The 13910-nt window shown below is 66.0% G+C and carries 11 protein-coding genes; 5 read left to right on the top strand and 6 right to left on the bottom strand.

All coding sequences use genetic code 11. The annotated features are described in order from the left end of the window. Position 1: 1 nt before the first annotated feature. Positions 2-1345: a leukotoxin LktA family filamentous adhesin gene (locus tag ABG80_RS08690; RefSeq protein ID WP_058087332.1), complete on the bottom strand. Its 1344-nt coding sequence runs from the start codon at positions 1343-1345 to the stop codon at positions 2-4. Positions 1346-1587: 242 nt separating this feature from the next. Between ABG80_RS08690 and otnI the strand changes: the two genes are divergently transcribed. The 4 genes from otnI (at position 1588) to ABG80_RS08670 (ending at position 5648) form a co-directional block, all read left to right on the top strand. Next, positions 1588-2430, top strand: a complete 843-nt coding sequence (gene otnI / locus ABG80_RS08685) for a 2-oxo-tetronate isomerase (protein ID WP_058087358.1) — start codon at positions 1588-1590, stop codon at positions 2428-2430. Between the two features lie 68 nt (positions 2431-2498). Continuing rightward, the gene (locus tag ABG80_RS08680; RefSeq protein WP_058087331.1) at positions 2499-3374 is read left to right on the top strand and encodes an alpha/beta hydrolase; all 876 of its coding nucleotides are present in this window, start codon (positions 2499-2501) and stop codon (positions 3372-3374) included. Between the two features lie 10 nt (positions 3375-3384). Continuing rightward, positions 3385-3933 carry a YaeQ family protein gene (locus ABG80_RS08675; RefSeq protein WP_058087330.1) on the top strand — a complete coding sequence of 183 codons (549 nt, stop codon included), beginning with the start codon at positions 3385-3387 and terminating at the stop codon, positions 3931-3933. A gap of 140 nt (positions 3934-4073) precedes the next feature. Then, positions 4074-5648, top strand: coding sequence for a methyl-accepting chemotaxis protein (locus tag ABG80_RS08670; protein WP_058087329.1), 1575 nt, complete (start codon positions 4074-4076; stop codon positions 5646-5648). 28 nt (positions 5649-5676) lie between these two features. On the opposite strand, the gene ABG80_RS08665 is transcribed toward ABG80_RS08670, so the two are convergent. Further along, positions 5677-6879, bottom strand: coding sequence for an amino acid aminotransferase (locus tag ABG80_RS08665; protein ID WP_058087328.1), 1203 nt, complete (start codon positions 6877-6879; stop codon positions 5677-5679). Positions 6880-7045: 166 nt separating this feature from the next. Between ABG80_RS08665 and ABG80_RS08660 the strand changes: the two genes are divergently transcribed. Beyond that, positions 7046-9484: a sensor domain-containing diguanylate cyclase gene (locus tag ABG80_RS08660; protein ID WP_058087327.1), complete on the top strand. Its 2439-nt coding sequence runs from the start codon at positions 7046-7048 to the stop codon at positions 9482-9484. An 81-nt stretch (positions 9485-9565) separates the two neighbouring features. On the opposite strand, the gene ABG80_RS08655 is transcribed toward ABG80_RS08660, so the two are convergent. The 4 genes from ABG80_RS08655 to ABG80_RS21335 form a co-directional block, all read right to left on the bottom strand. Then, the gene (locus ABG80_RS08655) at positions 9566-9961 is read right to left on the bottom strand and encodes a hypothetical protein (RefSeq protein WP_058087326.1); all 396 of its coding nucleotides are present in this window, start codon (positions 9959-9961) and stop codon (positions 9566-9568) included. 6 nt (positions 9962-9967) lie between these two features. Then, complete coding sequence (locus tag ABG80_RS08650) at positions 9968-10531, bottom strand: hypothetical protein (protein ID WP_058087325.1); 564 nt, start codon at positions 10529-10531, stop codon at positions 9968-9970. Positions 10532-10558: 27 nt separating this feature from the next. Then, positions 10559-13285 (bottom strand): AAA domain-containing protein, encoded by a 2727-nt coding sequence (locus ABG80_RS08645; RefSeq protein ID WP_058087357.1) that lies wholly within the window; start codon positions 13283-13285, stop codon positions 10559-10561. A 249-nt stretch (positions 13286-13534) separates the two neighbouring features. Then, complete coding sequence (locus ABG80_RS21335; RefSeq protein WP_456059601.1) at positions 13535-13717, bottom strand: hypothetical protein; 183 nt, start codon at positions 13715-13717, stop codon at positions 13535-13537. Between the last annotated feature and the right edge of the window lie 193 nt (positions 13718-13910).

The raw sequence follows: 13910 nt of genomic DNA, 5'->3' as shown, positions 1-13910 counted from the left end.
GTCACGCGAGCCTTCGATGCGCGCCTTGCAACGTGGTGCGCGCCGTGGCCTTGGTCGTGACCGCCATGAACTCGCCGCCCGGCCCATCCTTGAGCAGGTCATCGAGCTCGTTGTTGACGAGCTTTTGCGCTTCTTCGATCGTGGTGGCCGGGTTCTGTGCCAGCGCCACGGCGATGGCCGATGTGTCGGCCTCGGCGCGGATCAGGATGTCGCGCCCCTTGATGGTGGCTCGGTCGATGCCGATGCTGGCATCGGCTTCGCGCAGCGCACCGATGGCGTTGATGTCGCGCGCCAGCACCGTCACGTCGCCAGCGGTGTGGCCGTTGTCGGCGTGGGCCAGCAACTTGGCGCCACGCTTGAGCTCGATGTGCGAGGCCAGCAACTTGAGGTCGCCCGAGTTGCCTTCGGATGTGGCCGTCTCGTGGTTGGCGTTGGCCGGGTCGGCCACGTCGCGGGTGGAGATGACCACGTCTTCGCCCACCACGATGCGGTCGTTGGCGGTGAGCTGGTAGTTGGCGCCATCGGTGTAGATGGAGCCGCCCAGCGTGATGTCGTCCTCGGCCACGATCTGCACCGTCTCGCCCTGCACGAAGGTGGCGCCGCCAGCGCTCAGGCCGTTGACGTTGACCAGTTGCCCCAAGGCCGCCAGCTCGTTGCGGGCCGCCGCGCCCACTCGCACCTGCCCACCGCCGCTGATGTCGACGGTGTTGGCCTGCAGCAAAGCGCCATCGGCCGCGCGGATGCGGCCCTGCACGGTGATCAAACCGCTGGCGGTCAGGGGGATGCGCCCGGCCAGCGCATCGGCCACCGAGGCGTCATCGATGGCGCCATCGGCACCCACCAGCTTGTCCATGAAAGCCGACGTCGGCGTCGCCATCAGCAGGCTGCCCACGTTGATCTGGCCGCCCGCACCCACCACGAAGCCGTGCGGGTTGAAGAAGAACACGTTGCCGCCGATGCGGCCGTCCTTGTAGGCGTTGACGATGCCCCCGATGTTGCTGGCCGAGTCGCGCACCAGGTTGAGCAGGTTGGCCGTGCCGGTGGGCAGGTTCAGGTTGACCGTCTGCCCCGCGTTGACGTTGAACTGGCTGAAGCTGTTGAAGGCGTTGACGCCCTTGACCGTGCCCGTGTCGACGGTGACGTTGGCCGTGCCCCCTCCCGTCACCGTGGTGGCGGTGCGGCCGTCGGTCACGATGCCCTGGGCCTGCGCGTCCACCGGCGTCAGCAGCACCATGCCGCCGGCCCCCAGCCCGCAGGCCATCCACCCCATGGCGTTCAACGTGGCGCAACGGCGCAGGATCGCCAGGTACTGACGACGGAATTGGGTGATGGCACCGTGGCTCATGGGGGACCTCCGCAAAGGCAGAAGGCAAGCCGCGGTCCAGGTCTGACCGCCGGCTGCTCCCCCACCTGCAACATTTGACCGACAACGCCCGAAGCAAAACGTGTCACATGCAACGAAATGCTGAGGGGCGGCCCGAATCTGCCATAGGCCAAAAGGATGAGCCAGGGGGTAAGCACCCCGCGAATGGATGCTACGCTGCCCTTTTTGCGGCCGCCTTTGCCATGCCGCAACACGATGGCGCCATGTCACATTTCGCCCCCTTGAATCCCTTGCAATTCGCCGCCAACCTGTCCTGGCTTTACACCGACCTGCCCTTCCTGGACCGCTTCGAGGCAGCCGCCCGCGATGGCTTCAAAGGCGTGGAATGCCTGTTTCCGCACGAACACCCCACGGCCGAAGTGGCCGCCCGCCTGCGCGACCTCGGCCTGGCGCTGGCGCTCTTCAACGCCCCGCCTGGCAACTGGGCGGCCGGTGAACGGGGCCTGGCTGGCGTGCCCGGGCGCGAGGCCGAGTTCCGCAGCAGCCTGATCTCCGCGCTCGAGCTGGCCCAACAGCTGGGCTGCCCCCGCGTGCACGTCATGGCCGGGCTGTGCCAGGACGGCGCGCAGGCCTGGTCCACCTACGAGGCCAACCTGCGCTGGGCCGCCGAACAAGCACGCGCGGCAGACCGGACGCTCACCATCGAGCCCATCAACCCGCGCGACATGCCCGGCTACCTGCTGACCCGTTCAGGCCAAGCGCTCGCCTTGGTGGAGCAAATCGACTCCGCGCACCTGCAAGTGCAACTTGACCTCTACCATGCACAGATCGTCGAAGGCGACGTCACCATGCGCCTGCGCCAGATGCTGCCCACCGGCCGCGTTGGCCACCTGCAGATCGCGGCTGTGCCCGACCGGGGCGAGCCGGATGCCGGTGAACTGAACTTCCCCTGGGTGTTCGAGGAGCTGCGCCGGCTCAACTGGTCCGGCTGGATCGGCTGCGAGTACCGCCCCAGGGCCAAGGTGCGGCCCGATGCCCCAGGCACAGCCACCTCGGCCGGCCTGGGCTGGCTGCGCCGGGCGAATGCCCCCGACGCCACGGGCTGAACCAGCCCGTCAAGACCTTTGCCCGCCCCCAGGCGGCCACTCAACCCACCATGACAGGAGTACACATCATGATGGTCGAATTCCCCGCCACCGTTGCCACGCGCGACGGCCTGGCCCTGTTCACCCGGCACTGGCCCCTGGCCGGCGCCCGCCCCGCGCCCGGCGTGGCGCTGCTCGTCCATGGCCTGGGCGAGCACATCGGCCGCTACGAGCACGTGGCCCGCCACCTCAACCAGCAAGGCTGGGCGGTGGTGGGCTTCGACCACCGTGGCCATGGCCACTCGCCCGGCAAACGCGGTGCGCTGCGCGACCACCACGACCTGCTGCACGACCTGGCCGCCATGGTCGATGCCACGCGCCAGGCCTACCCGTCCCAGCCCCTGGTGCTGGTCGGTCACAGCCTGGGGGGTGCCATCGCCGCGCGCTTCGCGGCCGCTTTGACCAACCCGGCTGACGCGACCGCCTGGGCCCGCCCCATCGACGGCCTGGTGCTGTCCTCGCCCGCGCTGGCCATCCCGATCAGCGCCTTCCAGAAGCTGCTGCTGTCCACCGTCGGCCAGCTCACCCCCGACGTCGCCGTCGGCAACGGGCTCAAGCCCGCGTGGATCTGCCACAACCCTGCCACCGTGGCCGCATACCAGGCCGACCCCCTGGTGCACGACCGCGTCACCGGCCGCCTGACCTCCTGGCTGCTCGAAGCCGGACAGGTGGTGCGCAGCCGGGCTGCACAATGGCGGGTGCCCACCCTCGTCATGTGGGGGGGCGAAGACCGCTGCGTCGACCCGGCCGGCTCGGCCGCCTTCGCTGCCAGCGCCCCGCGCGATCGCGTCAACAGCCACCCCTGGCCGCAGCTGTCGCACGAGATCTTCAACGAGGTCGAACAAGCCCGGGTGCTGGCCGCGATGAGCGACTGGCTGCAATCGACCTTCCCTGCCCAGAATTAGAGAACACACCATGGCGCTCAAAGCCACCATCCACAAGGCCAACATCCAGCTGGCCGACATGGACCGCAACGTCTACACCGACATCTCGGTGACCATCGCCCGCCACCCGTCTGAAAACGACGAGCGCATGATGATCCGCGTGCTCGCCCTCGTGCTGGGCTGGCCGCAGGACACCTCGGAGGGCACGCTGGAGTTCGCCAAGGACATGTGGGAGCCCGACGAGCCCGCGCTGTGGCACAAGAGCTTCTCCGACGAGATCCTCCACTGGGTGGAAGTGGGGCAGCCCGATGACAAGCGCCTGATGAAGGCCAGCGGACGCGCGCGCCAGGTCAGCCTGTGGGCCTTTCAGTCGAGCACGCCGATTTGGTGGGAGGGCATCGCTTCCAAGCTCACCCGCGCGCAAAACCTGACCGTCTGGCAGGTGCCCACCGAGCAGAGCCAGGCTCTGGCCACCCTCGCGCGACGCAGCATGGCGCTGCAGTTCACCGTGCAGGACGGCACGGCCTGGGTCAACGATGGCGAGCAGACCATCGAGGTCACGCCGGTCAAGCTGAACTGACCCGCTGCGGGGCGACAAAGCACTGAATTGAACGTGGTTTCCAGCTGAGATCGGCGCCTGGCTCGGCACCGCGGGCCCCAAGATTTGCACATCGCGGGGTCCATGTGCGTCCCGCGTGCAACGCAATGGGGGCTCAGCACATGTTCACTTGGTTCAGACGATTCAGCGTGGCCGGGCGCCTGCATGCCTTGGCCGCATTTTCGGTGGTTTCGCTGCTCACCGTGGCCTGGGGCCTGCTGTGGACGGCCCACCAGGCCAAGCTCGATGACCGACGCACCGCCGTCAGGCATACCGTCGAGGTGGCCCACGCCGTGCTGCAGTGGTCACACAGCCAGCAAGCCAGCGGCCAGCTCGACGAGGCTGCCGCGCAGAAGATGGCCCTGGCCGCCATCGACCAACTGCGCTACAGCGGCAAAGAGTACTTCTGGGTCAACGACCTGCAGGGGCGCATGGTGCACCACCCCATCAAGCCCGCGCTCAATGGCCAAAGCGTCCTGGACATGAAGGACCCTCAGGGCACCTTCCTGTTCCGCGAGTTCATCGCCACCGCCAAGGCTGCGGCCGATGGTGGATTCGTGGCCTACCAGTGGCCCAAGCCGGGCGCGCAAGACCCGGTCGACAAGGTGTCCTTCGTCAAGGCCTTTGGCCCCTGGGGCTGGGTGATCGGCTCGGGCCTGTACATCGACGACCTGGAGGCCGCTTTCCGGCAAGAGATCGCCGGCAGCCTGGTGATCGTGGGCCTCGTGGCCGCCTGCGTGTGGGTGCTGTCGTACCGCACCGCGCGAGACCTGGGCCGAGGCATCCAGTTGGCCGTGCATCGCGCCGAAGGCATCGCCTCGGGCGACGTGGCCCAGGCACAAGCCCCGCACCCGCTGGCGCAAGGACAGGACGAGGTCGCCCGCCTGTTGCAAGCCATGCAGGCCATGGGCCGACAGCTGGGTGAGACCTTGAGCCATGTGCGCGTCAGCGTGGACAGCGTGGCCATGGCCAGCCACCAGATCGCCATGGGCAACCAGGACCTCAACCAACGCACCGAGCACGCTGCCGCCCAGTTGCAGCAAACCGCCTCGGCCATGGACCAGCTCAGCGCCACGGTCAGCAACAACGCCGAGTCATCGAGCTCGGCCCAGGCCCGAGCCAGCGACGCGGCCGAGCAGGCGCGCCGAGGTGGCGAGGTGGTCTCGCAAGTCGTGCAGACCATGGAGGCCATCCACGGCAGCGCGCGCAAGATCACCGACATCATCACCGTCATCGACGGCATCGCGTTCCAGACCAACATCCTGGCCCTGAACGCGGCGGTGGAGGCGGCCCGCGCAGGCGAGCAAGGACGCGGCTTCGCGGTGGTGGCAGGCGAGGTGCGCACCCTGGCGCAGCGTTCGGCCAATGCCGCTCGCGAGATCAAGGCCCTGATCCAGAACTCGACCGAACACGTGGAATCGGGGGCCGCCCTCGTTCACGATGCGGGGCAGACCATGGCGGCCATCGTGGAGTCGGTCAACCAGGTGGCCCGGCTGATCCATGACATCGCTCACGCGACGCAGGAGCAAAGCCAGGGCGTGGGCAGCGTGCACGGCTCGGTCAACCAGCTCGACAGCATGACCCAGCAGAACGCGGCCCTGGTGGAAGAGTCCACCGCCGCCGCCAGCAGCCTGAAGGATCAGGCCGAGGCGCTGGCACGCGTGGTGGCGCGCTTCAAGACGGACGAGCGGGGCTGAGGCGCTCCGCCATCCACCTCACGGTGGGTCAGAGCACGGCTGCAAAGGCCCGGGCCACGGCGTCCACGTTGTTGGCGTTCAGGCCCGCCGCACACATGCGGCCCGAGCGCAGCACGTACACGCCGTGCTCGACCCGCAAGGCATCGGCCTGCTCCGGCGACACGCCCGTGTAGCTGAACATGCCGCGCTGGTCGATGAAGTAGCGCACGTCGCGGCCGGGCACACGGTCCGACATTCGGGCCACCACGCCGTCGTACAAGCGCTGGCGCATCACCTTGATGCGCTGGCGCATCTCGCTCAGCTCGTCGGCCCACAGCTGGCGCAGCTCGCTGGACTGCAGCACCTGGGCCACGATCTGCGCACCGTGCGTCGGCGGGCTGGAGTAGTTGCGGCGCACCGCCGACATCAGCTGGCCGAGCACGAGCTGGGCCTGGGCCTTGTCGGGGCAGACGACGCTGAGGCCACCCACGCGCTCGCCGTACAGCGAGAAGCTCTTGGAGAACGAGTTCGCCACGAAGAAGCTCACGCCGGCATCGGCCAGGGCGCGCAGGGCGAAGGCGTCTTCCTCGATGCCGTCGCCAAAGCCTTGGTAGGCGATGTCCAGGTAGGGCAGCAGCTGGCGCTTCTTGAGCACCTCGATGAGCTGCGTCCACTGGGCGTTGTTCAGATCCACCCCGGTGGGGTTGTGGCAGCAGGCGTGCAGCAGCACGATGCTTTGGGCGGGCAGCGCGTCGATCGCCGCCAGCATGGCGTCGAACTTCAGGCCCTTGGTGGCCGGGTCGTAGTACGGGTATGTGTTGACCTGGAAACCTGCGCCTTCGAACATGGCGCGGTGGTTGTCCCAGGTCGGGTCGCTCACCCACACCTGCGAGTCGGGGAAGTAGCGCTTGAGGAAGTCACCGCCCACCTTCAGGCCACCCGAGCCACCCAGGGTCTGGATGGTGGCGATGCGGCCGCTCTTGACGGCCTCGTGGTCGGCGCCGAAAAGCAGCTCCTGCACGGCCTGGCGGTAGCCGGGGTGACCGGTCATGGGCAGGTAGGGCTTGGGGCCGACCTTGGCCAGCAGCGACGACTCCGCCTCGCGCACCGCGCGCATCACCGGCAGGCGGCCCTCGTTGTCGAAGTAAATGCCGATGGACAGGTTGATCTTGTCCGCGCGCGGGTCCTTCTGGAAGTCCTCGTTGAGGGTGAGGATGGGGTCGCCGGGGTAGGCGTCGACGTGCAAAAACATGTTGGCTCCTGGGGCACAGCAGGATGAGAGGGGGTCAGGGCGCATTATCGTGGGGGCCCGCCCCGGTGCTGCGTGGGTTCACCCTCCAGTTTTGGGGGCGGCCTGCCGATGATGAGATCAGGGAGCGGCCTCATCGCCTGAGACAATGTCTCCCACAAGGAGCCACATGAACCCCTCTGTGCCCGCCTCTCACCAGGCCGAACAAAGGGCAGACCAGCCGGCAGAGCGCCCTGCCCAGGAAGCCACTCGCTTGCGTGCGCTGGCGCGGCTGGAACTGCTCGACACCCCGCCAGATGCCGAGCTCGACCGGCTCACCGCCGTCACGGCCCGCAGCCTGCGCATGCCCGTCTGCCTGATCTCGCTGGTTGACCGCGACCGGATCTGGTTCAAATCCCGCGTCGGCGTGACGCTGGCCGAAGCCCCCCGCCAAGGCAGCTTGTGCCACGAGGTGGTTCAAACCGGCCAGGCGCTGGTCTGTCCGGACCTGAGCAACGCCCCCAGGCACGCCCAGCACGCCCTGCTGCGTCGCTCGCCCAGCCCATTGCGCTTCTACGCCGGCTCGCCCCTGCTGGTCCACGGCGAAGTGGTGGGCACGCTGTGTGTGCTCGACGAGCGCGCCCGCGCCGATTTTGGTGCCGACCAGCAAGCCATCCTGGCCGACATGGCCCAAGTGGTCTGCGATGCCATGCGACTGCGACAGGTTCAGATCAACGCCGAACGCGAGCGCGAGCTGTTCGCCGATGGGCCTTTTGCCGCCCTCACGTGGGACAACCACCCCACGCAGCCCCGGATCAAGCACCGATCAGACAACCTGGCGAGCGTCGTGGGCACCGACGTGGCCATGGCCTTGCTGGCGGGCGCCGCGCTGCACACCTGCGTTGACCCTCGCGACGCGGAGGATGTTCGCCTGGCCCTGCTCAGCCACCAGCACCCCGCCACGACCTCAGGCAGCTCGGCCCACAACCAGACTCGCTTTCGACTCAACCTGACCGGACGCTGGCTGCAGCTCATCACGGTGGGCGACCACGACCGGCAAGGCAAGCTGCAGCGCATCCGCGGCTACCTGAGCGACGCCAGCCGACAAAAGCAGCTGGAAACCACCATCGCGTCCACCAACGAGCGCCTGCACCTGGCCATGGAGTCGGCACGCATCGGCGCCTGGGACATGGACCTGATCGCCCAAAAACGCCTTTGCAACCCCCGCGTGGCCCGCATGCTCGGCTTGCGCCACGAGGAGTTCGAGCTTTCAAGCGATGCCTGGATGGCCCTGGTCCACCCCTTTGACCGCCCTGCCTTGATCGAGAAGGCGGTCAAACGCCTGGCCCTGAGCGATGCCGAGCTCGCTGCACGCAACGAGCTGTTTTCAATCGAGTACCGCATCCGCCACCGCGAAGGCCACTACATCTGGGTGCAAAGCTGCGCCCGCCTGGTCTCGCGCGACAACCTGGGCCGCCCCTCCCGCGTGGTGGGCACGCTGATCGACATCACCGAAGCCAAAGCCGCTGAGGAGCTGCGACGCCGCCAGCAAAAGCTGCTCTCGCTGGTCAACGTGGCGCAACGCACCTTTCTGCAGGACAAGAGCCTGGCCACCGCTTGTGAAGGCCTTTTCGAGCCGCTGCTGGAGCTCACGGAAAGCCGATTCGGTTTCATCGGCATCCTCGAGTCAGCAGAAGACGGCAGCGCCGCCCTGCGGGTGCCATCGGTGTCCAACCTGAGCTGGGACACCTCCAGCCACCACTGGCAGCAAAGGCACCTGCACGCGGCCCAGGGGGTGCTTTTCACCGAACTCGACAACCTGTTCGGCTACGTGGTCAAGCACAACACCGTGGTGTGCACCAACGACGCCATCAACCACCCGGGTCAGAACACCAACCCACCCGGCATCCCGTCGTTGCAGGGCTTCATGGGCATCCCCTTGCGCCACGACGGCAAGGTGCTGGGCCTGCTGGCCCTGGGCAATCGCCAGGAAGGCTACGAGCCCGCGATGGTGCAGATGCTGGAGCCGCTGACGCTGACCCTGGGCACCTTGATCCACGCGCGAGCGGTGGAAGAAGAGCGCGCTCGCGTGGAGCGGCAACTGGTGCGCCAGGCCACGGTCGATGCGCTGACCGGGCTGGCCAACCGTCGCCGCTTTTTCGACGTGACCGACAGCCTGCTGGCCCAGTGCCGACGCTACGGCGCACCGGCCACCATCGCGCTGATGGACCTCGATCACTTCAAGCAGGTCAACGACCAGCATGGCCATGCCATGGGCGATGCCGTGCTCAAGGCGTTTGCCGGGGTGCTGCTGGAGGTGCTGCGCGAGAGCGACCTGGCCGCGCGCGTGGGCGGCGAGGAGTTCGCGGTGCTGCTGCCGTCGACGGGCGAGCAGGAAGCGCTCATCCCGCTGGAGCGAATCCGGCAATTGCTGTCAGAGCGCGTGGTGACCCTCGATGGTCATGCGGTCAGCGTGAGCGTGAGCATCGGGCTTTGCGAATGGCGAGAAGGCCTGGCGTCACCCGACGCTTGGCTGGCGCAGGCAGACCAGGCTTTGTATGCAGCCAAGGCCGCAGGGCGCAATCGCTTGTGTGTGGCCAGCAGCCAAGTGGCCTCAGGCCAGCCCTGATGGGGAACCGGCGGCGGCACACGCTGCCGAATCGCCCTGCCGCACCCACATCGGAGTGAGCCGCCGTGGTGAACGGCCTGGTCAGCGACGTTCTGCGGCCCGCGCCTGGACCTCGAACGGGTTGTCCAGGTAGGGCCTGCGCCCCCGAGCCAGCATCCAGACGCTGGCGGCAGGGTAAGCGATCAACAGGCACACGCCCCATCGCTCGTACTGACGGACGTGCGCGTGTTCGTGCGCACGCAAAGACCGCAGGCACGAGGTGCTGGAGCCGATCACGACATGGCCCAGGGTGATGGCGTCGAACGGCAACTTCTTCAAGCACCTGGTACCGAAGGCGTGGCAGCCATCACGAGGTGCGACCTCGATGACACCCGCCACAACCTGCCATCGCGTGCGGGCGATGAGCGACAGCACCAACGCCAGCGTCAGACCCAGCAAAGAAACGGGCGCGGCCCATGCTCGCGACACGTGCTTCATGGTCGCTCAGCGCAGGCGTACGGACTCGACGAAACGCCGCGCATAAAGCTCCTGGTTGTATGACGGCTCGGCCGGAAACGTCGCGGCGATCTGAATGTAAGACTCGCCAGCAGGGAAGATGCGAATCAGCATCATGCTGCGCCCATCGGGCAACTTCAGCTTGGCTTCGCGCCCCAGGTAGCCCTTCGTTGCGCCGGGCAGCGACACCCCACTTTGCTCCATCACGGTCCCGCCAGAGGTCTGCACCAGTTGGGCGATGGCTGAATCCAGCGCGTCCTGGGTCTGAACTCGGCGCATCCGCTCCTGCAATGCTTCGGGAATGGCCTGGTGGTTCAACACGTAGTTCACCCCATCGAAGGAGGCCATGTATGCATGCGCCGTCACATCCTCATCGCCAAGTTGTGCCTCCTTGGTTTTGTGCTCGATGGGCCTTGGCATCTGCACCACGATCGATGTGTCCTCGAGCGTGAATTCGCTGAACTCAGGTTTTTTCGCGCACGAAGCCAGTGTCGTGATGGCCAGAGCGGAAAGCAAAAGAGTGATTCGAGTCATGTGATTCGCGTTTTCCATTTCGTCAGAGGATATCGGGCGCTCAGTTCAATGGCTGGCTGCGTTGCTCGCCCACTGTGCCAAGAACGCAGCCAGCCGCTCTTCGATGCGCCCTTCCACCGTTCGCAGGCGCAACAAGGGGATGTTGCACTTTTCAAGGATGCTGTTCTTGAGGGCGTCTCGCTTGACCTGCTCCGGCAACTCGTGCGAGCCGCCATCCACCTCGATCACAGCGACCGGGGCCTTGCCCACCTTGAAGTAAACGACGAAGTCGCAGCTCGCCTGGTTCGCCATGAACGTTTTCTCGCGGTCTGTCAGGGCAGGGTTGTGCCGAGCCGCCACCTGATCCAAAGGAACCTGAGCGTGGAACGTCAACGCCCGCACAGTTGGGCTCGACAAAGCTTCGCGCAACAGCTGGGCCACGATCTGCTCGGACTTGTACGGCGAGTCTTCTGGGCGCAGCCTGGCCTGCAGACGCGCCAGCGACCGGTCGTGTTCCGTGTAGAGCAAGTCAAAAGCCGAGACCACGGGGGAGCGATGGATCTGGTCGCCGTCGGCGTGGTAGCTGATGTAGCGAACCAAGGCGGCCAGCGGCCCGTTGTGGCCCGTGAAAACCTCGTCTCCGGTCACCAGGGTGAAATGGTGTTTTGCCCTGGACACCGCCACGTTGACCATGCACGGGTTGTCCACGAAGCATCGCATTTCCTCATCGCGGCAGTTCTTGTCCAACACGGTCGAGAACACGATCTCATCGCACTCGCGGCCCTGGAACTTGTGAACGGTGTCGCGCACGAAGTCGCTGGGCAAGCGCGCGCCTGACAGTTTGACCTGCGCCCGAAACGGCGCGATGAACCCCCTGCCGTCTTCACCCGGCGACGAGGTCTCGCCGGCATCTTCCAGCACCTGCATGACCGAGTCGAGCTCGCGCAGGTTGGTGGTGCGCCGCGCATGGTTACCCTTGGCCGTGACCACCAGGCGCAGGGCCTGTTCCCCCTTGTCTCGCGTCATCGGGATCAGCTCGTTGTCATAGAACTGCTGGTTGCAGAACTGGATGATTCGGGGGTGGCACCGGTAGTGCTCCTTGAGCAGGGTCACCGGCAAGCTGTCCCGGAAAACGGCCAGACATGAATCGAGCAGGCTGTGCTTTTCGCAGTCCCACGCGTCCGCTGGGGCGGTCATGCCCAGGCGCAAGGGGATGTGCGGCAGCTGCCTGCGATCGCCAACGATGACGATGCGCTTCGCACAGCCCAGCGCCAGGATGCCCGGCACGATGTCTTGCAGCGAGGCCTCGTCGATGATGACGCAGTCGAGCAAGGCCCCTGGCGCGATCGAGTTGACAATGGAATGCGTGCCGCTGCACAGAACTGGAAAGCGCTTCAGGAAGTCATCGAATTGGCGGCGGTAGGTGGTGGCATCGAAAGCCTGGCCAGCACGCAAGCTGCCATGGAGGTGGCGCTTCAGGTGGCGCATCGAGTCGGTCGTCAAGGCCTGCAGCAACACCTGGAAGTCGCCACGGCTCAAAGCGGCGCGACATTCGGCCAGGGCCGCCTCCTTGTCGCGCAAGGATTGGTCATAGAACCGGCGCTGCAAGGCGCGCACAAACGCCTGCCGCCTGGCCGCGTCGCCAAACGGCCGGGTCCGCAAGATCCTGAAGCGGCGAAACAACGCAAAGCGGTCGCGCAACCGGATGCTTCGCCCTTGCAGGTGCGACAGGTAAGCCATGAGGTCCACTGCCTGGCTCGCAGACAGGTCGTACCGCTCCAGGCTGGGCAAGCGATTGGTTGGGTTGTCCTGCTGCCACTGCAGCAGATGGCGCTGCTCGATGGCGATCTCGTCCAGCTCCGCCTGCCATCGAGCGGCGGCGTTGAAGGCCTCCAGTTGCCCCTTGAGTTGCGACAGGGTGCCCTGCAGCGCGTCCAAAGTCGGAGCGAGTTCGGGCTCGCCGGTGGGCGCAGCAGGCAAGTCAGCGAAGAACTTCTCGCGCAGCTCCTGGCTGCCCAGCCGAGCCGCCACGTGCCCCAAGCCGGCCTTCTCCAGCTTCTCAACCACGTTCTGGACGGCTGCGTTGTTGTTGGAGACCACCGCCACCGACTGCCCCCGAACCAGCACATTGGCGATGATGTTCAGGATCGTCTGCGTCTTGCCGGTTCCGGGTGGCCCTTCGATCACACTGACCTGCGAGCCCAAAGCGCGCTCGACGGCCAGCAGTTGACTGGCGTTGACCCCGAACGGGTAGATCAAAGGCCCGGCTGGTGCCAAGGGGGCCAGCTGCCCGGTGCAGTAGGCATGCAAGGCCGAGTCGGCAACGGGTGGCAGCTTGTCGAGCTGCTTGAGCACGTTGGCCGCGATCTGCTGCTGCTCTGGCGACGTGGCTTGCTCTGCCCGCGCCTGGGCCACCGACACGAAGTAGCGGAACACGTCGCTGTCCTTCATGGGTGAGCGAGGCTGCAGCGTCACCTTGCCGTCCAGCCTGAAAACATAGGGCTTGGCGCTGCCAGGGTAGTGAACCACGGCGTACTTGCCACCATGCACCACGGCCTTGTCGAGCGCGCTGACGCTGGCGCTGCCCTGCTTGACCAGCACGGGCTGATCCATCTCTGTGCAGGGAGTGATGCGGCAGTCGCTCAGCAAGCTGGTGAACGACTTGTCGGAGTGGAACTGACAGGTGAGCACGAGCGCCTGTCGGGGATCGCTCCAGCGGATGGACCAGTCCTTGATCTGGTGGGTTCGGTCTTGTCCCTGGATGTGGATGGACACGCGGCTGTCTTGCGTCATGAGGCCCTGGTGCCGGGGAGATCGGCCGGCAGCGCCGTTCATGCACCGTGGATCAACCCCTTTGTTTGTTCGTTGGCGGCAATCTTGCCACCATCAAAGGGGGTGATCAGCAGGCAGGCCAGGACTTTGGATGGGAGCAACGATGCGCGTTGGATGGTTGGGCGGCGAATGGCTGTTCTGCAGCGGTTGCGGTCAGTGAGATGCGCGCAGAGAAGGTCAGCTCTCGGCCAGAAGCAGACATTCGTTTTGCTATTTATATTCTATTGAGCCTAAATCCGGAGAATGGAGAATCAAATCTGCAAGGCTTGCCACCGGACCGCTTAACGAAGTTTCTGAGCGATGTACGAGATAAAGATCTTTGTAAACATCTTCTTCAATCGGAATTGCATGTAACCATCCGCTTGCCTGTTCATGCTTGACCGCGCTTTCCATCACAAGCGAGATTCCTAGCCCTGCGTGGACCGCGTGTTTGACCGCCTCGGTGCTACCTAGTCGGCCTTGCAAAATTCAATTTGAGCCCTTGAGTGCATGATCGTGGCTGCGTTCAAGGCTTGCTCGGACCCACATGCCCCACATGGCCAGCCACAAGGCGGGCGCAAAAAGGCCCTTCAGGCCCTTGCGGGCG

Origin of the sequence: Aquabacterium parvum (assembly GCF_001447195.1) — a bacterium.
Taxonomy (GTDB): domain Bacteria; phylum Pseudomonadota; class Gammaproteobacteria; order Burkholderiales; family Burkholderiaceae_C; genus Aquabacterium; species Aquabacterium parvum.
The sequence above is the reverse complement of the archived record's forward strand: the minus strand, read 5'-3'. Positions and strand labels throughout refer to the sequence as shown.

What these genes read in the sequence shown, in the direction of transcription:
- ABG80_RS08690 (WP_058087332.1), bottom strand. Translation starts at nt 1,345, where the DNA reads ATGAGCCACGGTGCCATCACCCAATTCCGTCGTCAGTACCTGGCGATC.
- otnI (WP_058087358.1), top strand. Translation starts at nt 1,588, where the DNA reads ATGTCACATTTCGCCCCCTTGAATCCCTTGCAATTCGCCGCCAACCTG.
- ABG80_RS08680 (WP_058087331.1), top strand. Translation starts at nt 2,499, where the DNA reads ATGATGGTCGAATTCCCCGCCACCGTTGCCACGCGCGACGGCCTGGCC.
- ABG80_RS08675 (WP_058087330.1), top strand. Translation starts at nt 3,385, where the DNA reads ATGGCGCTCAAAGCCACCATCCACAAGGCCAACATCCAGCTGGCCGAC.
- ABG80_RS08670 (WP_058087329.1), top strand. Translation starts at nt 4,074, where the DNA reads ATGTTCACTTGGTTCAGACGATTCAGCGTGGCCGGGCGCCTGCATGCC.
- ABG80_RS08665 (WP_058087328.1), bottom strand. Translation starts at nt 6,879, where the DNA reads ATGTTTTTGCACGTCGACGCCTACCCCGGCGACCCCATCCTCACCCTC.
- ABG80_RS08660 (WP_058087327.1), top strand. Translation starts at nt 7,046, where the DNA reads ATGAACCCCTCTGTGCCCGCCTCTCACCAGGCCGAACAAAGGGCAGAC.
- ABG80_RS08655 (WP_058087326.1), bottom strand. Translation starts at nt 9,961, where the DNA reads ATGAAGCACGTGTCGCGAGCATGGGCCGCGCCCGTTTCTTTGCTGGGT.
- ABG80_RS08650 (WP_058087325.1), bottom strand. Translation starts at nt 10,531, where the DNA reads ATGGAAAACGCGAATCACATGACTCGAATCACTCTTTTGCTTTCCGCT.
- ABG80_RS08645 (WP_058087357.1), bottom strand. Translation starts at nt 13,285, where the DNA reads ATGACGCAAGACAGCCGCGTGTCCATCCACATCCAGGGACAAGACCGA.
- ABG80_RS21335 (WP_456059601.1), bottom strand. Translation starts at nt 13,717, where the DNA reads ATGGAAAGCGCGGTCAAGCATGAACAGGCAAGCGGATGGTTACATGCA.